Origin of the sequence: Microcoleus sp. Pol10D4, assembly GCF_036701555.1 — a bacterium.
Lineage (GTDB): Bacteria > Cyanobacteriota > Cyanobacteriia > Cyanobacteriales > Microcoleaceae > Microcoleus.
On sequence record NZ_JAUBRA010000014.1, the window covers coordinates 47,029 to 67,640 of the forward strand.

21 protein-coding genes and 1 tRNA gene are annotated in these 20,612 nt (G+C 45.9%); 11 read left to right on the top strand and 11 right to left on the bottom strand.

What is annotated here, in order from left to right; all coding sequences use genetic code 11:
• Positions 1-217 precede the first annotated feature (217 nt).
• Positions 218-751, top strand: coding sequence for a bifunctional pyr operon transcriptional regulator/uracil phosphoribosyltransferase PyrR (gene pyrR / locus QUA36_RS10210; protein ID WP_333068480.1), 534 nt, complete (start codon positions 218-220; stop codon positions 749-751).
• 365 nt (positions 752-1,116) lie between these two features.
• Here pyrR and QUA36_RS10215 read toward each other — a convergent pair.
• Positions 1,117-1,189, bottom strand: a tRNA-Ile gene (locus tag QUA36_RS10215).
• Between the two features lie 184 nt (positions 1,190-1,373).
• On the opposite strand from QUA36_RS10215, the gene QUA36_RS10220 reads away from it, so the two are divergent.
• Together QUA36_RS10220 and QUA36_RS10225 are read left to right on the top strand one after the other, a co-directional pair.
• Positions 1,374-2,063: a hypothetical protein gene (locus QUA36_RS10220; protein WP_333041190.1), complete on the top strand. Its 690-nt coding sequence runs from the start codon at positions 1,374-1,376 to the stop codon at positions 2,061-2,063.
• Positions 2,064-2,131: 68 nt separating this feature from the next.
• On the top strand, positions 2,132-3,610 hold the full coding sequence (locus QUA36_RS10225; protein WP_333457193.1) for a hemolysin family protein: 1,479 nt from the start codon (positions 2,132-2,134) through the stop codon (positions 3,608-3,610).
• A 140-nt stretch (positions 3,611-3,750) separates the two neighbouring features.
• On the opposite strand, the gene queC is transcribed toward QUA36_RS10225, so the two are convergent.
• Together queC and QUA36_RS10235 are read right to left on the bottom strand one after the other, a co-directional pair.
• Positions 3,751-4,425 carry a 7-cyano-7-deazaguanine synthase QueC gene (gene queC, locus QUA36_RS10230; RefSeq protein WP_333457195.1) on the bottom strand — a complete coding sequence of 225 codons (675 nt, stop codon included), beginning with the start codon at positions 4,423-4,425 and terminating at the stop codon, positions 3,751-3,753.
• Between the two features lie 312 nt (positions 4,426-4,737).
• A complete protein-coding gene (locus QUA36_RS10235; protein ID WP_333457197.1) occupies positions 4,738-6,072 on the bottom strand; it encodes a cytosine deaminase in 1,335 nt (444 codons plus the stop codon).
• A gap of 410 nt (positions 6,073-6,482) precedes the next feature.
• Between QUA36_RS10235 and QUA36_RS10240 the strand changes: the two genes are divergently transcribed.
• From QUA36_RS10240 to QUA36_RS10250, 3 genes are all read left to right on the top strand, one after another.
• On the top strand, positions 6,483-7,730 hold the full coding sequence (locus QUA36_RS10240) for a GTP cyclohydrolase II (protein ID WP_333158347.1): 1,248 nt from the start codon (positions 6,483-6,485) through the stop codon (positions 7,728-7,730).
• An 89-nt stretch (positions 7,731-7,819) separates the two neighbouring features.
• On the top strand, positions 7,820-8,902 hold the full coding sequence (locus tag QUA36_RS10245) for an adenylate/guanylate cyclase domain-containing protein (RefSeq protein WP_333158345.1): 1,083 nt from the start codon (positions 7,820-7,822) through the stop codon (positions 8,900-8,902).
• Positions 8,899-10,146 (top strand): URC4/urg3 family protein, encoded by a 1,248-nt coding sequence (locus tag QUA36_RS10250; protein WP_333457199.1) that lies wholly within the window; start codon positions 8,899-8,901, stop codon positions 10,144-10,146. Before QUA36_RS10245 ends, QUA36_RS10250 begins: the two co-directional genes overlap by 4 nt.
• A gap of 98 nt (positions 10,147-10,244) precedes the next feature.
• Here the strand turns inward: QUA36_RS10250 and QUA36_RS10255 are convergent, their stop codons facing one another.
• On the bottom strand, positions 10,245-10,496 hold the full coding sequence (locus QUA36_RS10255; protein ID WP_333457201.1) for a DUF4360 domain-containing protein: 252 nt from the start codon (positions 10,494-10,496) through the stop codon (positions 10,245-10,247).
• A gap of 154 nt (positions 10,497-10,650) precedes the next feature.
• Between QUA36_RS10255 and upp the strand changes: the two genes are divergently transcribed.
• Both upp and QUA36_RS10265 read left to right on the top strand, forming a co-directional pair.
• Positions 10,651-11,286, top strand: coding sequence for a uracil phosphoribosyltransferase (gene upp / locus QUA36_RS10260; RefSeq protein ID WP_333457203.1), 636 nt, complete (start codon positions 10,651-10,653; stop codon positions 11,284-11,286).
• A gap of 319 nt (positions 11,287-11,605) precedes the next feature.
• Positions 11,606-11,752: a hypothetical protein gene (locus tag QUA36_RS10265; RefSeq protein WP_333158338.1), complete on the top strand. Its 147-nt coding sequence runs from the start codon at positions 11,606-11,608 to the stop codon at positions 11,750-11,752.
• A 307-nt stretch (positions 11,753-12,059) separates the two neighbouring features.
• Here QUA36_RS10265 and QUA36_RS10270 read toward each other — a convergent pair whose 3' ends face one another.
• Positions 12,060-13,982 (bottom strand): hypothetical protein, encoded by a 1,923-nt coding sequence (locus tag QUA36_RS10270; protein ID WP_333158336.1) that lies wholly within the window; start codon positions 13,980-13,982, stop codon positions 12,060-12,062.
• A 34-nt stretch (positions 13,983-14,016) separates the two neighbouring features.
• Positions 14,017-15,360, bottom strand: a complete 1,344-nt coding sequence (locus tag QUA36_RS10275; protein WP_333457205.1) for a glycosyltransferase family 4 protein — start codon at positions 15,358-15,360, stop codon at positions 14,017-14,019.
• A gap of 76 nt (positions 15,361-15,436) precedes the next feature.
• On the opposite strand from QUA36_RS10275, the gene QUA36_RS10280 reads away from it, so the two are divergent.
• Positions 15,437-15,907 carry a tetratricopeptide repeat protein gene (locus tag QUA36_RS10280; protein ID WP_333158331.1) on the top strand — a complete coding sequence of 157 codons (471 nt, stop codon included), beginning with the start codon at positions 15,437-15,439 and terminating at the stop codon, positions 15,905-15,907.
• Between the two features lie 105 nt (positions 15,908-16,012).
• A complete protein-coding gene (locus QUA36_RS10285) occupies positions 16,013-16,969 on the top strand; it encodes a glycosyltransferase (protein ID WP_333457207.1) in 957 nt (318 codons plus the stop codon).
• A gap of 232 nt (positions 16,970-17,201) precedes the next feature.
• Here QUA36_RS10285 and QUA36_RS10290 read toward each other — a convergent pair whose 3' ends face one another.
• The 4 genes from QUA36_RS10290 to QUA36_RS10305 form a co-directional block, all read right to left on the bottom strand.
• Positions 17,202-17,681 carry a DinB family protein gene (locus tag QUA36_RS10290; protein ID WP_333457209.1) on the bottom strand — a complete coding sequence of 160 codons (480 nt, stop codon included), beginning with the start codon at positions 17,679-17,681 and terminating at the stop codon, positions 17,202-17,204.
• A gap of 80 nt (positions 17,682-17,761) precedes the next feature.
• Entirely contained in the window at positions 17,762-18,043 is a 282-nt protein-coding gene (locus QUA36_RS10295; protein ID WP_333457210.1) for an antibiotic biosynthesis monooxygenase, read from the bottom strand.
• Positions 18,044-18,087: 44 nt separating this feature from the next.
• A complete protein-coding gene (locus QUA36_RS10300; RefSeq protein ID WP_333453956.1) occupies positions 18,088-18,432 on the bottom strand; it encodes a type II toxin-antitoxin system PemK/MazF family toxin in 345 nt (114 codons plus the stop codon).
• Positions 18,425-18,616 (bottom strand): hypothetical protein, encoded by a 192-nt coding sequence (locus QUA36_RS10305; protein ID WP_333041173.1) that lies wholly within the window; start codon positions 18,614-18,616, stop codon positions 18,425-18,427. Before QUA36_RS10305 ends, QUA36_RS10300 begins: the two co-directional genes overlap by 8 nt.
• Positions 18,617-18,786: 170 nt before the next feature.
• On the opposite strand from QUA36_RS10305, the gene QUA36_RS10310 reads away from it, so the two are divergent.
• Positions 18,787-19,488 (top strand): diacylglycerol/polyprenol kinase family protein, encoded by a 702-nt coding sequence (locus QUA36_RS10310; RefSeq protein WP_445301431.1) that lies wholly within the window; start codon positions 18,787-18,789, stop codon positions 19,486-19,488.
• A gap of 159 nt (positions 19,489-19,647) precedes the next feature.
• Here QUA36_RS10310 and QUA36_RS10315 read toward each other — a convergent pair whose 3' ends face one another.
• Positions 19,648-20,496: an ABC transporter ATP-binding protein gene (locus tag QUA36_RS10315; RefSeq protein ID WP_333457212.1), complete on the bottom strand. Its 849-nt coding sequence runs from the start codon at positions 20,494-20,496 to the stop codon at positions 19,648-19,650.
• Positions 20,497-20,612: the final 116 nt, after the last annotated feature.

Sequence of the window (20,612 nt, forward strand, 5' to 3'; positions counted from 1 at the left end):
TCATTGTTCGCCTTCGGCTAAGCAATCGCAGCATCTGCTTTTCATCCGTTCGGGGTAAGTCCTGCAGAAGACACAGATTAGCCACCGACAGCAGCAAAAAAAGTTTTGACCTTTGTTCAAACCCCCAGATTCATCTGTCAAGTCAATCTCAAATCTCAAATCTCAAATCTCAAATTGTTCGATATGCCAACAGCCAACAATTAGCTCGCAGCAACCAATGACTAAAATTATCCAAATTTTATCCCCTGATGAAGTGAGGCGCACTCTCACCCGCGTCGCTTCCCAGATTGTCGAAAAATCAGGGAACCCCTCGGAGTTAGTGCTGTTGGGTATTCATAGTAGAGGAGTGCCTTTAGCTCAAATTTTGGCCGATCAAATTGAAGTTCTCGAACAAGTCAAAGTACCCGTGGGCGCTTTGGATATTACCTTTTACCGAGATGACTTGGATCGAGTGGCGATGCGGACACCGGCTAAAACAGAAATTCCTTTCGATTTGACGGGCAAAACCGTGGTGTTGGTAGATGACGTTATATATAAAGGCAGAACGAGTCGAGCGGCTTTGAATGCGGTCAACGATTACGGGCGCCCGGAGAAAATTTGGTTGGCGGTATTAGTTGATCGTGGCCACCGAGAAGTACCGATTCAGCCGGATTTTACGGGTAAAAAGTTGCCGACTGCAAAGGAAGAACAAGTTAAGGTTTACGTTCAAGAGCTCGACGGGCGCGACGGAGTGGAGTTAATTAAGGGTTGATATCCTTGACCTTGGCATCGGAATAATAATTTTTGGAGTGCAGTACGATCGTCCCCGCGCAGCGCCCGCCATCTCAGAAGCGAGCAGATATAATGTGGAATTGATTAAGGCTTAATATCGTTGACCTTGGCATCAGAATAATAATTTTTCGAGTGGAATGCGAGCTCAGGATCTCGCGCTCAACCAAGTTTCTAGTTTGCGATCGCACTTGCGACCTCACAAACCAGGTTTATTCGGATATTTTTCGTTTCTGGTCGCAAATTTTTCGTATAAACCGGGTTTCTGGCCCCCATCCGTCCAGGACTGGTATCTGGGAAGAAACCTGGTTTTTAGCCAGAGCGCGGAGCGTCATGATTAATTTTAAATCGGCAGTGCAGGAGTTGAACCTGCCTGGGGCGAATTATGAGTTCGCTGCCTAAACCGCTCGGCCAACTGCCGTTAAATCTATTTCTTTGATCTAACTCAAAATGAATTATAACATAATTTCTCAGTCCGTGCTAGAACTAGAGAACAAAAATCAAAATTCTTAGATCTGCTGAGTCCCGATCGCCTGTTAGCCAATGTGCTGGAGCCGATCGACCGGACAAAGCAGTTTCTAGGACTCGGCATAAACTTATAGGCAATGGCAGTGAATTCGACGGTAGTGCTGACTCTAATTCTGCTCGCTCTCATGTTTGGAGCAGGCGTGACGAGTTCTGTTTGGGGATTTACTATAGGTCGCGAAGCCTTGCAAGGAACGACTCAACCCGATGTTCGTCCCAGCAACAATGCTGGCAGCGGCAAGCCTGGAAAGACGGCTAGCAAAGACCAAGTGAGCATTTTGAAAGAAAAAGACATTCTCACAACCGTCAAAGCACGGGTAGAAGGTCGCGATCCAGAAAAAACGGCCGGGGCAAATACTAAAACAGAGAAGGCAAGCTCTAAACCAGCCGCAGCCAAAAAACCCGCTGCACAAAATGCTAGCGCCAAGTTTCCTCTGAACAGTCGCGACGGGGGAATAACTCTGGAAGTGAGCGCGGCCAGTCAGCGCAACAATTCCATGCTGCTAGACGTGAGCATGAAAAATGAAGGATCGCAAGCTGTGAGGTTTCTCTACAGTTTCTTGAACGTCACTGACGATCGTGGCCGGGCCCTGAGCGCGACTGCCGAGGATTTGCCCTCGGAACTGCCCCCCAACGGGCAGGTGTATTACGGTACGGTGAGTATTCCCACAGCTTTGCTGGAAAATGCTAAAGAAGTTTCACTGACGCTGACAGATTATCCAGGTCAAAAACTTCAGTTGCAAATATCTGGCATTCCAGTGGCGAAGTAAAATAAAAGAAGACCAAACCTGCAGACGGATTCTCAGGTTTGATCGAGAAAGTTTTTTTAGGGAGCATTGTGTCACTTTTAGGGGCGAGAGTGCAGGAGATATCTGATTTACCCGCGATGAGTTCGACAGAGGTGCTGTCGCGGTTGCTGTCAGTGCTGTTGCTGATTGCGATTAATGCTTTTTTTGTGGCGGCTGAGTTTTCGATGGTGACGGTACGCCGATCGCGCATCAATCAGTTAGTGGAAGCTGGCGACGTTGCAGCTTTAACTGTGCAATCTTTGCAGCAAAGTATCGAGCGATTGCTCTCGACAATGCAGTTGGGAATCACTCTTTCTAGTTTAGCTCTCGGCTGGATTGGGGAAAGTACGATCGCCGTGCTAGTCCGAATGTCGATCGGCTATTTGCCGCTGCCAATTTACATCAAGTCGGCGATCGCCCATTCTTTTAGCATACCAATAGTAACTTTTTTGTTGCTAGCTTACCTGCAAATCGTACTGGGCGAACTTTTTCCCAAATCTGTAGCGTTACTGTATTCCGAACAGCTAGCCAGAAGTTTAGGGCCTCCGAGTTTATTGATTGCCCGTGTGTTCAAGCCTTTTGTGTCGTTTCTCAATCAATCTACTCGATCGCTCTTGCGGTTTGCGGGCATCGAATACGATCTAAGGCATCGCCCGGTTACTCCCGAAGAACTGCAATTAATTATAGCTACTTCCAGCGAATCCAGCGGCTTGGAAGCAGAAAAGCGAGAATTGCTCAACAACGTGTTTGAATTTGGCGAAGTTTGGGTAGAAGAAGTAATGGTGCCGAGGCCTAGCATTGTCGCACTTCCCAAGACAGCAACCTTTCAAACTTTGCTCGACGAAATGGCGATTTCTCACCATTCCCGCTATCCCGTGACGGGAGATTCTTTAGACGACATTATCGGCATTATTGGCTTCAAACAACTTGCGAAACCCCTAGCTGAAGGTTTGCTATCTCCCGACACGCCAATTTTACCTTGGATGGATTCGGTGAGGTTTGTGCCGGAGATGATGCTGCTGGGGGAACTGCTGCCTTTGATGCAGAGTTCGTCGGAAGAAATTGCGATCGTAGTCGATGAATTTGGTGGCATTTCCGGGTTAGTGACATTGCGGGATTTGATAGCCGAAATTATCGGCCGCAGCTACGAGTCACCAGACAGCAAAGAAATTGCTTTGCAAGTATTGGACGATCGCACTTATTTAGTGCAAGCGCAGTTAAATTTAGATGATGTGAATCAAATATTGAATTTGGATTTGCCAGTAACTGACGAATATCAGACAATCGGAGGTTTTCTGAGCTATCAGTTGCAAAGAATGCCGGCTGTGGGGGAAGTTTGGCGCGGTGAAAATGTGGAACTTACGGTTGTTTCTGTGTCCGGGCCGCGGTTGGATCAACTTCAAATTCACTTGTTGGAAGACGCTGCGGGCGATCGAGCTTTAGATGAAATTGCAGCAGCCGATGGGGAAATTGTGGGGAAAGGGCGAAAGAATAGCGGGTTGAGTAGTGTGGCAAAATTGTCTCATTAAGATTTTGATGAAAAGGGCGATCGAAATAGCGCAACTTTTTATACCAAATCAGAGTTAGCAACCCCGTTTATTCTTTAGTCTCTTAGAGAGGGACGAGAGTTTATGGAGGAACGCTTTCAACCGCCGAGTCGGAATACTGTTTAAGCATAAGGCACCGGATCTTTTAATTCCAATTCCTCAAAAGCCGCCAGCCGCAACCGACAAGAATCGCAAACACCGCAGGCATTTTCCCCGCCTGCGTAGCAAGACCAAGTTTGCTCCCAAGGTACTCCTAATTTGTTGCCTAATTGAATAATTTCTGTCTTTTTAAGTTCGATCAAAGGTGTGATAATATTAATAGCATTTCCTTCTCGACCCTGCTTTGTTCCTAACCGAAATACTTCCTGCATGGCTTGGATGTAATCGAGGCGGCAGTCGGGATATCCAGAATAATCTAAAGCGTTGACACCGATGTAAATACGATCGGCTTCTAGAGTTTCTGCGTAGGCGAGGGCAAAGCTGAGAAAGATTGTATTTCTAGCTGGAACGTAGGTAATTGGGATGTTTTGGGACATTTCTGCAAGATTGCGATCGATCGGCAATTCCATCTCATTATCCGTCAAAGCCGAACCGCCCCAAAGCGTTAGGTCAAAGTTTACCACCTGATGCGCCTTAACACCGGCCGAAAGTGCGATCGCCCTTGCTGATTCCAACTCTCGCCGATGTCTTTGCTTGTAGTCAAAGGAAATAGCGTAACACTCGCAGCCGTGGGCTTTGGCTTGATACAAAACTGTTGAGGAATCTAGCCCTCCTGATAATAAAATAACTGCTTTCACTTAAAACATCCTCACTATAATTAGCTTTTATATTTATATCAAATTAGTGGCAAATTGACAATAATAAGAGTTGTGCTGAACATCTCAATGTAGCGTATGCACTGCACAGATTACCCTAAAAATTAACTGGTTCCGAGGCTCTGCCTGGGAACCATATCTAGAGGCTCTGCCTCGCATTACGATCAAGAAAATTGGAGGCAGAGCCTCCGGATCTACGTTACCAGGCAGAGCGTAGTAACGAGTAGAAAGAAAATTTATCTTTTGTGGAACAGGCATCTTGCCTGTTCTTGAAAGTGATGCAGGATGTCAGATTTAAATTGCTAATAAATCATCGATTTCGCGGTAATCGGGCAAAGTTGTATCAATTTTAATGCCCTGCCGCAAAACTGTGCGATCGCCCTGGGTTCTAGATAACAATTCGCTGAAATTCCGCGCCTTAAACAAAATCAAATCTGCTGGTAAACCAACTGCAATTCGTCCTAAATTCGGCAATCCCATTAAATCGGCTGGAGTCGTTGTCACTGCACAGGGCCAGTCTCCATAAGGCCTATCTAAATGAGCGATGCGGACTGCCATATTAAAAACTTCCAAAACATCATGATCGCCAAATCCGTAAAACGGATCGCGACAATTGTCGCTAGCAACAGCAACGGGAATTCCGGCTGCTTTGAGTTCGTGCAGGAGAGTCACTCCCCGCCAGCGCGGTGTATGCTGAGATTCTCTGTCTTGCAAGTAAAGGTTGCACATCGGCAAGCTGACAATGCCAATATTTGCTTCCTTGACTAATTCCAGAGTTTCTGTTACTAAATCTGAGGGTTGTACGGCTAAACTACAGCAGTGTCCGCAGATAATTTGATCGGAAAATTCATGGCGGATGGCGGTTTTTGCGACTTCCCGCAGAGTTACTGAATCTGGATCGTCGTTTTCGTCGGTGTGGAAGTCGAGGTTTAAATTTCGTTCTTTGGCTAAGGTAAAAACTCGATCGAGTTGTTTGTCTAAGTCGGGGTTGATATAGGCGACTCCGCCGAGAATGCCGCCGATTTGGGCTATGCGATCGGCTAATTTTTCCCCTGCGGGTGTCAGGTAATAGTCGAGGGAAACCAGGGAAACTGCTTGCAAGATCAGCCGATCGCCCCATTCGGCTTGCAGCGCTTCAAATACTCCCAAACTAACGGTTCCCTGTTCGCCCGCGCTGTCGATGTGAGTGCGGATGGCTTTGGTTCCGTGGGCATAGCTGCATTTGAGGCCGAACTCCATTCGCCGGTAAACATCCTCTGCATTCCAGTTTTTTTGGGCATCAGCGCCTACCGCTTCGATCGCGCTGGCAAAAGTTCCATCGGGATTGGGCGATCGTTCCCAAATGTGACCTTTGTCTAAATGGGTGTGCATATCCACAAAACAAGGCCAAACTAAGCCGCCCTGCAAATCTACAACTGGGATATCTCCAGAGGAGGATACAGGTTTTGTACCTGCTGGAGTAATTTGGGCGATCGTACCCGCTGCAATTTCCACATCCACCAAACAAAAATTGTTCTCAGTCCCCGTTGTCGCTACAGTAGAATCTGACGGTGCGATCGATTTTATCTCTAGAAGAGACGCGGGTACGCGACCATTTTTGAGCAAATAATTAGATGTACTTGGCAACATTAATTTTGTGAGTTAGTATTTTGTTGATAATTCCCGGCTACCAGTTGTAACTATAACAATCATTGCAGGAATTGTGAACATCTCTTTTCCCTCTTTCACTCTTTTCTAGATTTTATACGCCCTCTGCGCCCTCTGCGGTTAGTTAAACAAACATCATGCAAAAAAAAATATAACTACTAGAGAAACTTGGATTAAATAAGTAGTTTTGCTGTTGGTACTTCAGCCTTAATCACTAAAGCACATAGGCAAAACTTTTGTATTTTTAGGACAGCGCGAAAATCACCATCACGAGTTTGGCTATGCCGGATACTTCCCGATCCCGAATCCTTTTGCTATCATAAATCACTGCTTCAAATTGCAATTTAACTTTCAACTAACACCAGCATCCATAGCAAGAGTCATAAACAACTGTGTCAAAACCCAAGCATATAGTTTTAACATCCCATCCCGACAGATCTGGCACAAAACCTCATCCCATCCACTGGGGAGAAATCGATCCGCTGAAACGCGGGCCTGTGATTGGTAGCCTCACCAAATCGTCTCACCGGAATGCGATCGGCACTCATTCGGGTTCCTACTCTGTTTATCGCGCGCTAGCAGTTGCTTCCGGCGCACTCCAAGCAGATCATCGCCCCGATTTTACCAACACCTCTCCGGCCGCACACATCGGGCCGCACCAGAGTTGGGGCGATCGCAATTTGATTGTTTCTCTCGATCCGTTTGGAGGCTTGGTCAGCGAAGTTTATACTTCATTTCTCCAGCAGGGATATGATATTCGCCCGACAATTGCTGTCACTAAAGCTCACATTAATATGCCAGAATTACAAGATGCTATTGCTAAGGGGCGGGTGCAAATTGATGGCAAAATAGTCAAAGCAGGTGGCAATTTAGCAGTAACTAAAATTGCGATCGACCCGGTTTGGTATTTGCCGGGAATTGCTCGGCGGATTGGGGCCCAAGAAAGCGTTATCCGCCGTGTCCTGTTCGAGCAAACAGGGGGAATGTTCTCGGATTTAGTGACGCGGCCAGACTTACAGGTTTTCTTGCCACCAATTGGCGGAACTACGGTTTATATTATTGGCGATGTCGCGAATATTTCTGACCCGGATAAGCAGTTGGCGGTACGGGTACACGATGAATGCAACGGTTCTGATGTCTTCAGTTCCGATATCTGCACTTGTCGCCCTTATTTGGTGCATGGGATGGAAATTTGCATCCAAACGGCACAATCAGGTGGTTCTGGGGTAATAGTTTACTTCCGCAAGGAAGGGAGAGCTTTGGGGGAAGTGACTAAGTTTTTGGTGTACAATGCTAGAAAACGGCAGGAAGGCGGCGATCGCGCTGATGCCTATTTTACGCGCACTGAATGTGTTGCGGGAGTTCAAGATATGCGGTTTCAAGAACTAATGCCAGACGTGCTGCACTGGTTGGGGATCTCTCGAATAGACAGTTTAGTTTCTATGAGCGATATGAAATACAATGCGATTATCAATTCTGGTATTCAGGTGGTCGATCGCATCCCCATTCCTGAAGATTGGATTCCTGCAGACGCACAAGTCGAAATCGTCGCCAAAAAAGCCGCCGGCTACTACACGCCAGACCCGGTGCCAGATGCTACAATTCTTGCAGAAGCGATCGGACGCGATTTAGGAGATTAAGAGGGCAAAGACGCGACCGATGGGACGCGAACAATCGCGTCTTTGCTACATAAAATTTATTGCTGGTTTTTGATCAGTCAGGGTAGGTTATGGCTAATTTGCGTTCTAGTGTGATCGTAAAAACAGATATTTGTGGATATACCGCCAGAGTCAAAAAATTATCTCAGTCGGACTTAAGTAGTTTGTTAAACGAGCATAAAAATTTTGTTTCAGATATTAGCGCCAGAAATGAAGGCAGCGTGATTAAAGGGGAAGGTGATTCATTTTGGATAATTTTTCCCAGCGTCACAGCAGCGGCGGTAGCAGCCATAGAAATGCAGCAAGAATTGAGAGCGCAACAATCTAGCAAGGCGAACGACGAACGGTTGGCTATTCGCGTGTCGATTACATTAGGAGATGTCTTGCATCAAGATAAAGATATCTTTGGCGATACGGTGAATTTAACAGCGCGCATAGAATCAGTAACTCCGCCGGATGAAATATATTTGTCCCAAGCAGCATGGCTGGCGCTCAACAAGGCAGAAGTGCAAACGTCTTTTGTCAACGAGTTTTCTTTGAAAGGGATGAGCGAACCTGAAAAAGTATACAAAGTTGACCAAAGTTACAAAACGCGAATCATCAAGAATCAAGCAATAATTAAAGCAGATTTGAGAGGTTTTATAGCTTATCAAGAATCTAATTCGATCAAAGATGTGGAATATTTGCTCACCAACTTTGATACTTTTGAAAAAACAATTTGCGAAGAATACGGCGGTACAATTCGGAGTATTGTTGGGGATTCGCATTTGTTGACTTTCCCAGAAGCTCATTCAGCCTTAGCGGCAATGGAAAGTTTGTGCGAGAATTGGAAATTTTTTATTCACGCCAATAAAATACCTTGTGGCTTGTCGGTGGGAGTTGCTAAGGGAAATTTATATATATTTAGGTCTTGCACTTACGGAAAAGATATTAACATAGCCGATCGCTTGGAAGATTTAAGTAAAATAGTATCTCCGGGGACTGAAAGAAATTCGGTGATAGTTTCGGATCAAGTAAAACGCGAAGTCAGCGGATCGAAGTGGGAATATAAGCTGATCAAACTAGATAAAAATGCGATTTTAGATAATCTTTTAGATTACAGTCAGTTTGACTTTTTTCAAGAAAACGATGTTTACCGTTGTTTGGTGGTATGACGTTGAAAAATATTGAACTTGAGACTGTAGAATATCTGAGAACACTGGTTGCTATTCGCCAAAAGTGCGATCGGCTTTTTGATTTAGCCCGCCTTGACAAACTCCGCTACTTCCGTGTCGATTTATCCCAACTCGACAAAGCAGCAAATTATGTAATTGACACAACGCGCCAACAGTATCCCGATTTTAACATTCCCTTTCACAGTCGCTGGCGACATTTTGAAGCCGGCAACCTGCCGCGCCTCGCCCAATTGGATGCAGCTTTAGCAGAATTTGCACTCATAGAGCAAGCTAAGATCAAATTTGATTTAGCAATTATCAGCGTTTTGCTTGATGCCGGTGCTGGTGCAGATTGGCAGTATTGTGAACCAGAAACCGGGCAGGTTTACCGCCGTTCTGAAGGGTTAGCAATAGCCAGCTTGCGGATGTTTTGTCAAGGTGTTTTTTCCAGCAATCTCGATTTTCCTTGGCAAGCTGATTCTCGCGGACTTTCTCAATTAAAACTAGAAACCTTAGCTACTGGATTTCAGGTAAGTCGAGACAATCCGCTAGTTGGTTTAACAGGCAGATTAGAATTATTGCAGCGTTTGGGAAATGCCGTTTGCCAGCATCCATTATTATTTGGTAGCGAAAACCCGCGTCCCGGCAATTTAGCCAAATACTTGCTCGACAGTCGGGTTTCAGTATCCAAAACAGTGAAGGCTGCTGATGTGTTGAGCGCTGTTTTGAGAGGTTTTGGGGAAATTTGGCCGGGAAGATATGCAATTGGTGGGGTTAATTTAGGCGATGTTTGGCGGCATCCGGCTTTAACAGGAGAAAATCTGGGAGATGAATTCGTGCCGTTTCACAAACTCTCGCAATGGTTGACTTATTCGCTGTTGGAACCGCTGCAAGAACTTGGTTTAGAAGTCGCGGGATTGGATGAGTTAACGGGATTGCCGGAGTACCGCAACGGCGGTTTGTGTTTGGATATCGGGCTGCTGCAGGCAAAAGATTTGGCTATTTTTGAGCAGAGTTACTTGCCGGATTCGGAAGTTATAGTAGAATGGCGATCGCTCACTGTCAATCTTTTAGATAAAATTGCCGCATCTATGCGAGAAAAGCTGCATTTGAGTGCGACAGAATTGCCGCTGGTGAAGATTTTGCAAGGAGGAACTTGGGCGGCGGGGCGGAAAATTGCGGGCGAATTGAGGGCTGGTGGAGTGCCACCAATTCAGATTGAAAGTGACGGCACTGTGTTTTAGAAGCAAGAAGGAAGAGGGGAAATTATCCCCTCTTCCAACTTAAAATTCAAAATTCAAACCTGAAAACTATACCTCACACTACACTCCCAACAAGCTGCTTAGAGACAAGTGCGATATTTGACGTGATAAACTAAACCGCGATGAGCCAAATCGAAGGAGTCAACGGTGGCCATGCCAGCACCACGGGCTGTCATCGCAGCATTTACTCGCATATTTACACTGTCGCCGCAGCGAGACAAAACATTAGCTACAGTGGCTAAGCTATCTCGAACATTGTAGGTAGTTTCGCCACTGAGATTCCGATTAAAAACTGGCTTAGTCTCCCGGTGGGCGGATCGGATGAAAGGCAATTGTCGGAGCGAATTTTATGCGCGCGGTATTTGTATTTTCAATAGGGTTTAATATAAGTAGTCCTGGACGGAGGGGCTGCTGAGATCGGTTTTTTTGTCAAGAATGCCTCGATGGCTGATAAGTTAGAATAAAGCAAATTAATTATTCAAAAAAATGAGTGCTAAAGTTACTGTCATTGACCATCCTTTGATACAGCACAAGTTAACTCTGATGCGGCAAACTCAAACGAGCACGGCGAAATTTCGCCAACTGCTGAAAGAGATTGGGATGCTGCTAGCCTATGAAGTGACGCGAGATTTGCCGCTAAAATACGAACTAATAGAAACGCCGATCGCCAAAATGAATGCACCGGTGTTGGCTGCAGAAAAGAAAATTGTTATTATTTCGATTATGCGCGCCGGTCAGGGATTGTTAGATAGTATTTTAGAGCTGATTCCGTCTGCGAGGGTAGGACATATTGGTTTGTACCGCGATCCGACAACTCGGATGGTGATCGAATATTATTTCAAAGTTCCCCAGGATATCGAACAGCGAGATGTTTTAGTTGTTGATCCGATGCTGGCTACTGGTAATTCAGCAGTCGCGGCAGTGGATAGGCTGAAAGAAGTTAATCCGAAGTCTATTAAATTTTTGTGCTTGCTGGCGGCACCGGAGGGAGTGGGGCACTTTCACGAACAACACCCTGATGTGCAGATTTATACGGCCGCAGTTGACGAGTGTTTGGACGAGCACGGCTATATTGTACCCGGATTGGGAGATGCGGGCGATCGGCTTTACGGCACTATGTGAATTCAATAAAATTATTTTCTGCTGTATATGCCAATACATTCATTTAAAAATAAGTTTACTAACATAAGCAGTGGTTTGATAGTGCCATACAATGTAAATTGTAAAATCTTAATGTCAGGAAAACCCTATATATAACAATGGTTGTAGGGTTTTATTACATTAAATTCGTAAATTGCATGATCTAGATGTATTTACTGCATTTGATGGTTGAATTCTCTGCCTTTAGTGTAATTAATTGCAAGAATTAGTTATTAAAATAGATGTATGATGCTAACCGTTTGCGATCGACTACTAACATTTTTTGACGAGGGAAAAAACAATGGAGACTACAGCACAGAAAGAAGCCCCAACTCAGCCTGTTGAAAAAGTGAAAGTTCAGAATATCAACAGTTTGGAGTTTGAGCTTTGGGCTAAAGCAGTGAAACGGCAGATGATTGCAGCACTCTCTAAAAAGGGCGCGATTTGACATCTCTGGGTTTTTTGTGCACAGGTTGTGTTAATTAATTAAATTAACAAAATTTTTGTCTGCATTGTTGTCCGAGTTCGAGAGGAGTAAGGGTAAGAGTTTTGAGATTGCGCTGCTTTCGTAGTTGCGGGAGGGGCAAAAGAAAGAATTTTCCTTTTTCCTAGTTTTGGACGTACAGGTGGAAGGAAGCCGGGTTTTTTTACGAAAATACTTCTGTTGCGATCGGCAGAAATGGTAAAAAAACCCGGTTTCTTTGTTTCTAGAGTGCGTCCGGGACTGTTCTATCTGGCGAATGCTTTCGACCAGATTACGATCGCTTGTCAACCGCCGCCAGCAAGCGCAGGCTTCCGTCTTGAATCTGCACTGCTTTCACCGTTCCCACAGCAACTCTTTGTTGACCGTTAGCCATCGCTACCTCAATCTTAATCTTGGGGTCAGCCTGTAATCCCAGTCGCCCCCATAGCCACTTGACTTGAGTAGCAGGAAAAGAGCTCACTTCTACATCAGAAAATGGCGAATTAACCCAGCGGCTACCATCGTAAAAACTCGCTACCTGCACCTGATACCAAACTTGTTCCTCCGCCAATTTTAACTCGTTTTTCGGGTCGGGTTCTAGCCACTCAGCGGGATTGACACTGTTAATTAAAGTAGCAGAACCCATAATTTGACTCTTGTGGGCTTCTAAACTTTCCGCCTGAGAAACTGCTTCCTGAAGTTTGTTGACCAAATTCCGAATTCGACTTCTTGTTTCGCTGTCAGTATCTGATTGCTGGTCGAGCCAATTCATCGCCTCACGAGTTCCGTCTTGAGACGCTACAATCAGGGCACCCCAAGCCTTGACATCGGCGTCAGCGGCATTCACTCTCAAGGCGGCGTCGATGCGGTTCCAGATCCGCCCGCTGTCATTTTTGAGGGTTGTGGCTATTTCGTGACTGTTACTCGGATCGGCTTCAAATACTTGCAAAGCTTCAGTCCAGCGGCCGTCGATCAATTCTGCGAGAACTTGTTGACCGGGACTGGCCCAAGATGCGATCGCCTGCGCCCGAGTAATTTTAGCGTGAAATTCGATCGTTTCTAGCTGAGCTTGTGCGACTGCGGGCCAATTTTTGCCAGCTTTCCCCTTCGCCACACGCATAACATTTAATGCTGGAGACCACAGTCCGCTTTTCGCCAGCCGCAGCCCATTTTTGTAAGTCTCGTCATTGAAGGCAATTTCTTCTAAAGAAATCGCGGTTAACTGAACTGGGTTCGGCAAAAATTTGCGCGGGCCAATTTGATAAAGGGTAAATTGCGGCTCTAAACCAACTGTTTGGTCGATCGCCAACTGCGGGTTTTCCCCCTTAACAATTTGCTGCCAATTCGGCGGTTGTCCGGCCGCACTGGCCCACTCCAACAGCGGCATTAAATGATTTTGGCTGGGGTTGTAGCGAACGACTTGTCCGTAGGGAATTTTCTTGTCGCCCTGCTTTAGTTGACCGCTGACATTAAACCAAATGCCGGAGGCGGGGGGCTTTCCGTCAAAGCGCCGCAGTTGTGTTAGGGGTAGCGACTGATTCGAGGCTTGATTGTCATATGTAGAGTCAGCTAAAGAAGCAATGACAAAAGATTCTGCCGGGCCTTCTACGTTCACAGAACTTGCTAACTGAAAATACTGCTCTTTTTCGGAACTGCGATCGGGAAGTTGCACGCGCTTGTACACTCGAAGTTCGACAATTTGGCGACAAGGATTTGTGCAAACAGTAGAAGCCTTAACAGTTCTTTCTACCATCACCGGCAAGAGCAAATCGGAAATAGAATTATCGCGGGATTGATCGACGGGAAGAGGCAGGGGTTCTCCGGTTACGAATCCCAATTTGCGGATGCTGGCTTTGATTTGATCGAGAGTTTGGATCGAATCTCTGCTACCTGTAGGCAGGCGCGACCATTCCGGCACAAACTGAGAGATCAACCTGTTACCATTGGGATCGACGATGAGCTGATAACTCAGCCAAGCGCCGCCTCCCATTAAAGCTGCACAGCCAGCCAAGATGCTGAGGGCTGTCAAATTAGCTATCAGTCTTTTCCAGGGATACCTGGCGCGAGTTCGGGGAGTAGGTATTGGAAGCTGGGACTCTTGAAGATTTTTGGGGCGTCGGGTTTGGCGCCGGCGTCTTGTCGGAGGAGGAGCAACTTGGCGAGTTTCTGGGGGTTTGGCTCGATTTTTTGAGGGGTTAATTTTGTGTTCCATCATGCCATTTTAGAATTTAGATTTTAGAATTTAGAGTTTAAAATTGCAATAGCCGATCGTACTGCCGACCTATGATATCCCAAGTGTATTGGCTTTCAACGAGCGATCGAGCGTTGACAGAGAGCTCCTGTCTTAGCTGCTGATTTTCAAACAAACTGGCGATCGCCTCAACATACTCCTGAACTTTGTTTGCCCGCAAGGCCCTTATTAGTTGTGTGCCGCCATCGACGGCTAAACCCTCCAAACCTCGATCGCTAGCAACCACGGGAGTTCCCGCAGCCATCGCCTCCAAAGTTTTATTTTTAATCCCAAAACCAATCCGCATCGGCACCACACAAACAGCAACCTGATGCAAATATTCTGCCACCCTTTGTACCCGGCCTACTACTTGAATTCCGGGAAGTTCCCCCAAGGCGAGCACTTCCGGGACTGGCGAACCCCCTACTAAGGTGAGGGTAGCATCGGGATAGCGCTGCTGCAAAGGCGGCAGTATTTGCAAACTGAGAAACCGCGCCGCGTCAATATTGGGCAAATTGTTCATTGCGCCTGCAAAAATTAAGGTGTGTCCTCCCGGATCGATCGACCGGTACGGAAATTGAGTTAAATCCACGCCGTTAGGAATTACATCTATGGGAGGTACAAAAAAATCTTGTTTTCCTCGCACCTGAACCGGAGGCAACAGTAATTCGAGGAGTTGCTCTCTGTCTGTGGATGTTGTCGCAACAATGCGGGAGAATTTGGAACAGTAGCGTTTTTCGTAGCGGGCGAGTAGCGGTAAATTTAGTCGATCGCGCAGGGGTTTTTCCGAGGTGCCGGTGGCTAAGATTTCCCTGCAAGTTCCCCAAACGGAACTGTGAATGTTTGCCACTGTCAGCAGTTTTTGTCGCCATTCTGGACGCACGTAAATCTCATTAACGCTGTGTTCGCAGGTGACAGCATCGCATTTGCCTGTTGTCACCAATTCGTCTGCCCAATTCTGCATTGCTTGGGAGTAGCTTGAGAGTACGTTGGGAGGTGTTCCCGACTGCAAAAATCGACCGAATCTGTGGAATTTTCCTATTATTTCAGAGAACCCCTCCTCAGCCCCCCCCTTATTAAGGGGGGGAGGTAAAAATCCTTCCTCAGTCTCCTGCTGGAGTCTTAGCCCCCTCTTAGCAAGGGGGGGTTGGGGGGGTGTCTGCGGATGGGGAAAAACTGCCAATTCTGCAACTTGCTGGCGCAATGTGTCGATTTGTGAATCGGTGACATCTGGCGATCGTACAGTGCCGAGAATTACATCATGCCGCAGGCTCAAGTATTGCAATAAATTAAACGTCCTTACCTGAGTTCCTCCGCGGCTTGGCGGATAGGGAAAAGTCGAGGAAAGCATCAAAATCTTCATGGGATGTGGGATAAATAAAGTTGTCGCTTGCGCGATAAAATTAATTGATAAAATCTTTTTAACAATCTTCGCACCTATGGACGAATTATCTGTTAAGGCGCTACTCGAAGACTTGAAAAAATCCGACGAAATCGTGCGCGATCGGGCAACTACAGAACTCTGGCGCACTTGGTTTAACCAGAAAGGTGACTATGGGATGCAAATTCTCAGGCGATCGCAAGTTTCGTTAGATGCAGGCGATGTTCACCACGCTTTGGATTTGCTGACGAAACTGATTGCGGAAGCGCCAGATTTTGCGGAAGCTTGGAACCGACGCGCCGTACTTCACTATACCCAAGGAAATTATAAAAAGTCGATCCACGACTGCGAAATCGTCCTCAAACTGAACCCGGTGCATTTTGGCGCGTTGCATGGTCTGGGTTTGTGCTACGCTGCGTTGGGAGAATACATAAATGCTATTCAAGCTTTTCGTCGTGCTTTGGAAATTCAACCATTTGCTTTGGTGAATCAAAAGTTAATTCTCGAATGTACGGCTCGTTTGAGTTAAAATACATAGGGCATTGGGCATTAGGCATTGGGCATTGGTGGTTCTTTTGTCAGCACTGAATTGCAAAATTTTTAGACGATTTCAAATCTAAAATAGTATAAACTTGTGCCGAAAATTAGCGTTTGCATTCCTACTTGCAATCGAGTGCATCTACTGGCTTGTGCGATCGCCAGCGTGCTAGATCAAACTTATACAGATTTTGAATTAATTATCTGTGATGACGGTTCCACTGACAGCACTCCTCTGTTGATGTCGGAATTTGTCGATCGCGGGATTCGCTACATTCGCCACCCGCAGAATATCGGCAAGAGTAATAATATGCGATCGGGCTTTGCGGCGGCAAGGGGCGAATATTTTATCAAGTTTGACGATGATGATCGCCTGAGCGCGCAATTTCTAGAGCGCACATCTGCTATTTTAGATAAAGACCCCAGCATCGATTTTGTCAGTACCGATCACTGGGTGATCGACATTAACAATTATATTGACGAAAACCAGACGAAACTCAATTCGCAGCGGTGGGGCCGCACCGAGTTGTCGGCTGGAATTATTGAAGATTTGCTTTCCACAGTTTTTCTGAGACAAAGTTTGCAAATAGGGGCAACTTTGTTTCGCCGCCGCGCCTTGGAAGAAGTAGGATTTCTGCGGCCGAATTTGCAAAATTGCGAAGATAACGATTTGTTTGTGAGACTTGCGATTGCTGGCAAAAAATGCTATTACTTGCCGGAGCTGTTGATGCAGTATCGAGTTCATGCTGGACAGCAAGGGGTCGATCGGGCAATTCCGTATTTGAGTGATAAATTGCGCTATTTGATCGGCTACGAATTTGATTCCGAGGAGTTGGAAAAAGTCAGGCTCAAAAGGATTGCTGAAACTCAATTAGCGCTAGGTTTGCGACTGATTGAGGTTGGTGAAACTGCAAAAGGGCGCCTGATGGTGCGGGCAGGAAAGTCTGTTTCTGCGGCGAAAATGTGGGCGGGTTTGGGATTGTCGCTGTTGCCGGTGGAGTGGCGGGGGAGGGCTTTTGCTGCTGTGCGGGAGTTGTTGAAACGGGAGTTGTAAAGGCGGAGGATTTCGACAGCATACCGGGCGCTTGAAACCGCTTCTATACATACAAAACCCGCAAGGCAAGGGTTGAAGAGTCGGCAGTAAAAATTACGTTTATAAAGACAAAACCCACCGAAACAGTTTTGAATTCTTGATTTTCTTCAGTCTCCCTCTGCTGGGACGATAGGCAAGTTTAGACGAAGTTTTAACCGCCGAGTCTTCTGGCGTGTCGTTTTACAAGCAGAAATTATTCGATTGATATAGCGGGTAGCCACGGAATATCTGTAACGCCTGGGTCATAGCCAAGTTGTTTGAGTAGTGTGGTAATTTGCCCTCTATGGTGAGTTTGATGATTGAACATATGTGTCACCAGAACCCAAGTCGGTAGCACGCGGCATTTACCATCTACATTGCTCGTGTACTCAAACGGTTGACTCAACCAGTCAGAATTAAGGTGTCTAGACCATTCTATAATTTGCCGATCCGTTGTCTCCCGTTCTGCTCTCAAAACCTCAAAGTCAGCATACAGTTCTTGACCGATAACGGTACCCGAAAATGGGTGAAGAGTGAAACGACCCATCCATGCTTTGTCCCCATACAGTAAGTGATTCAAAGTACCATGAATCGACTTGAAAAAGGCACCCATATCCTGTTTGCGCTGTTCATCAGGAATTGCCGAGCAGACCGAATATAGATTTTGATTCATCCAGCAATTGTACTCAGCCATTAGCTGGTAGTAGCTACCGTCGTACATACTCAAAACATAATGACATAGTTTGAACAACTTACATTATACAAATAGGTCTTTCACAATACTCCTGAGTCTAATTGGTCTAGATAAATAAACTCAGGAGCTTTAACTCCTGCTTCTTCTCTAATTTTAACCAGTCTAGGCGACTCAAAAAACGCCCTAGCATCGGCGATTGATGTCCACGCGGAGAAATGAACAATTTTGTTGGGTTCATTGTCATACTTCAAGACCTGATAGGAGCGCTCGCCAGCTTCTTTTCGGATGCTTTCAGCACGATCGAATACGTGTTTCCAAGCGTCATAATTTTCTACTTCATGAATAATTAAGACATATTGCATAGCAGTCAGATTCTCTGATAATTTCACAACTTCAAGGGTTCGGTTTACTCCTCTTTTTTCTCAGCATTTTCCTCTTTAAATCCCAACCACAAGAGTATTACCTCTTCTACTTCGAGCATTTTCTCAGATGTCAGACTTCCCAATTTGCGTAGAAGCTTTGCATGAGGGATTGTAATCATATTTTGTACGTCAAATACTCCTTCTCGGAGGAACTTATTTTTGACTTTCACCTCAAATCTTGAGCCGCGTAGACTTGTTGTATGTGGCACTAGAGTCGCTAATGCCCGGTCTTGATTTAGAGCAGGAATGCTCACGACCAAACATGGTCTGACTTTCGCAATATAACCTAGATCGACTAACCAGATTTCACCACGGTCGGGGCTATTCATATAGGGATTCTTCCTCATCTAACTCTAGAAAAAGTCCCTCAGCATTCAGAACTAAATCCTCATCAGACAGGGGAGGAAAGTCTAAATAAACAGTCCGTTTCAAAATTTCCAATACCAAATCTAACCGCTCTGAGTCTGTTAATCGCTCAAAGGTATTCAAAAGTTCTTCTACTAAAATAGTCATAGCTTTTTCCCTAGACTTGCTTATAGCATAGCACAGGTTTTAAATAGACCCATCTAAAAAGACATAACACCCTGCTCCCCGCAGCACTTTAAGCCTGCGGGGTTATAACCTCGATCGCGCTTTCCACTAAAGTAGTAAACAGTACCCGATCTAAGTTTTTCCTAAATATCGTGTCTATATTTTCTGAAATTCCGACTGTGTGGTTGCAAATTTCCCTCGTGGGAGTCTGGTTGGGTTTGATTTTACTGGTAGCTGAAGGGTTAAATCGCTTTACTTCTGTCGATCCTGAAGTATCGCGGAAGGTGGTGCACATCGGTACTGGAAACGTGATTTTGCTGGCGTGGTGGCTGGAAATACCCGGTTGGGTGGGGATTTCGGCGGGGGTTTTAGCAGGCGCGATCGCCCTAATTTCTTACCAAGTTCCCATTTTGCCGAGTCTTAATAGTATCAACCGCAAGAGTTTGGGGACTTTTTTCTATGCTGTTAGTATCAGCGTTCTCGTGGCTTGGTTTTGGCCGCTACAGCATCAGGAATACGCTGCTTTGGGCATTTTAGTGATGACTTGGGGCGACGGATTGGCTGCTGTCATCGGCCAGAAATACGGCAAACATATTTATCGAGTTTGGGGAATGCAGAAGAGTTGGGAAGGTTCTGCAACTATGTATTTGGTGAGTTTTGCTATTAGTAGTTTGATTTTGCTGGCGGTTCAAGGCAATATTTGGCAAACTTGGGCTGTGTCTGCTGTTGTCGCTTTAGTTGCTGCTACTTTGGAGTCGGTTTCCAAGCTGGGAATTGACAATCTGACTGTGCCGATCGGCAGTGGGGCGATCGCCTTTTTCCTAAATCAATTTTTGATAATTGGTAATGTGTAATCTGAACTTCCCCCCACGGGGGGAATTGCTGGATAGAGGTATGAATTCAAGATTTCGCAATTGCTATAAACCCGCTTGAGGGTAAGTTTTGTAACTTCAAGCGAAAAGGTGATTCATACCGTGAATCAGCAACGCCAATTATCAATTGTCTAAGTTCCGTTAAAGCAGCCGACGTGCTTGTAAAATTTGTTGTTGCCATTGCTCGAAAGCGGGGATGTTTGAGCGATCGTCTGTGGGAAACATCGCCCTGATTTGCTCCATCAGCTCGATCGCCAGCGGTACACCAAGCTGCAATTGTTCCAACACATCCCGCTGAGCAAAAACTGTTTCCGGTGTTCCTTCTAAAATCAATTTTCCTCGATCCATTACAAACACCCAATCAGCCCAGCGGTAGATGAAATCTAGGTCGTGGCTTGCTAAAAGAATAGTGGTTCCGGCGTTGTGAATTTGTTGGAGTAAACCGATCAGTTGTCGGGTGTGACGCGGATCGAGATAGGCGGTAGGTTCATCTAGCAGCAGCAGTTTGGGTTTGAGAACCATGATATCGGCGATGGAAACCCGCTTTTTCTGGCCCAAACTGAGATTGTGAATTGGTTCGCGGGCGAGTTCGCTTAGATCGAATTTGTCGATCGCCTGCTGCACCTGTTGAGCAATTTCGGATTCTGTCAAGCCTAAATTGTACAATCCATAGGAAATATCTTCTTCTACCGTCGAAGCTACTAATTGATGTTCGGGATTTTGAAAGACGAGTCCGATTTGTTGGCGTAGTTGCATCAAAGATTTGCGATCGTAGCGAAAGGGTTCACCTTGCCAGCTAATGATTCCCTGTTGCGGTTGATATAAGCCATTTGCTAACAGAAAAAATGTAGTTTTGCCACAGCCATTTTGACCGATCAGCCCGCACCGTTTCCCAGCGGGGACTTTGAGATTTAAACCCTGAATTGCTACTCGCGAACCGCAGGGATAGGAGTAGGAAGTGCGATCGAATTCGAGAATCCATTCAGACATATTTTTTATTTTTTATAGCCTTGTTCCCAGGCAGAGCCTGGGAATAAATACCCGGAGGCTATGCCTCCAATTACCGATTACCGATGAATGATTACCAATTACCGATTACCGCTTTC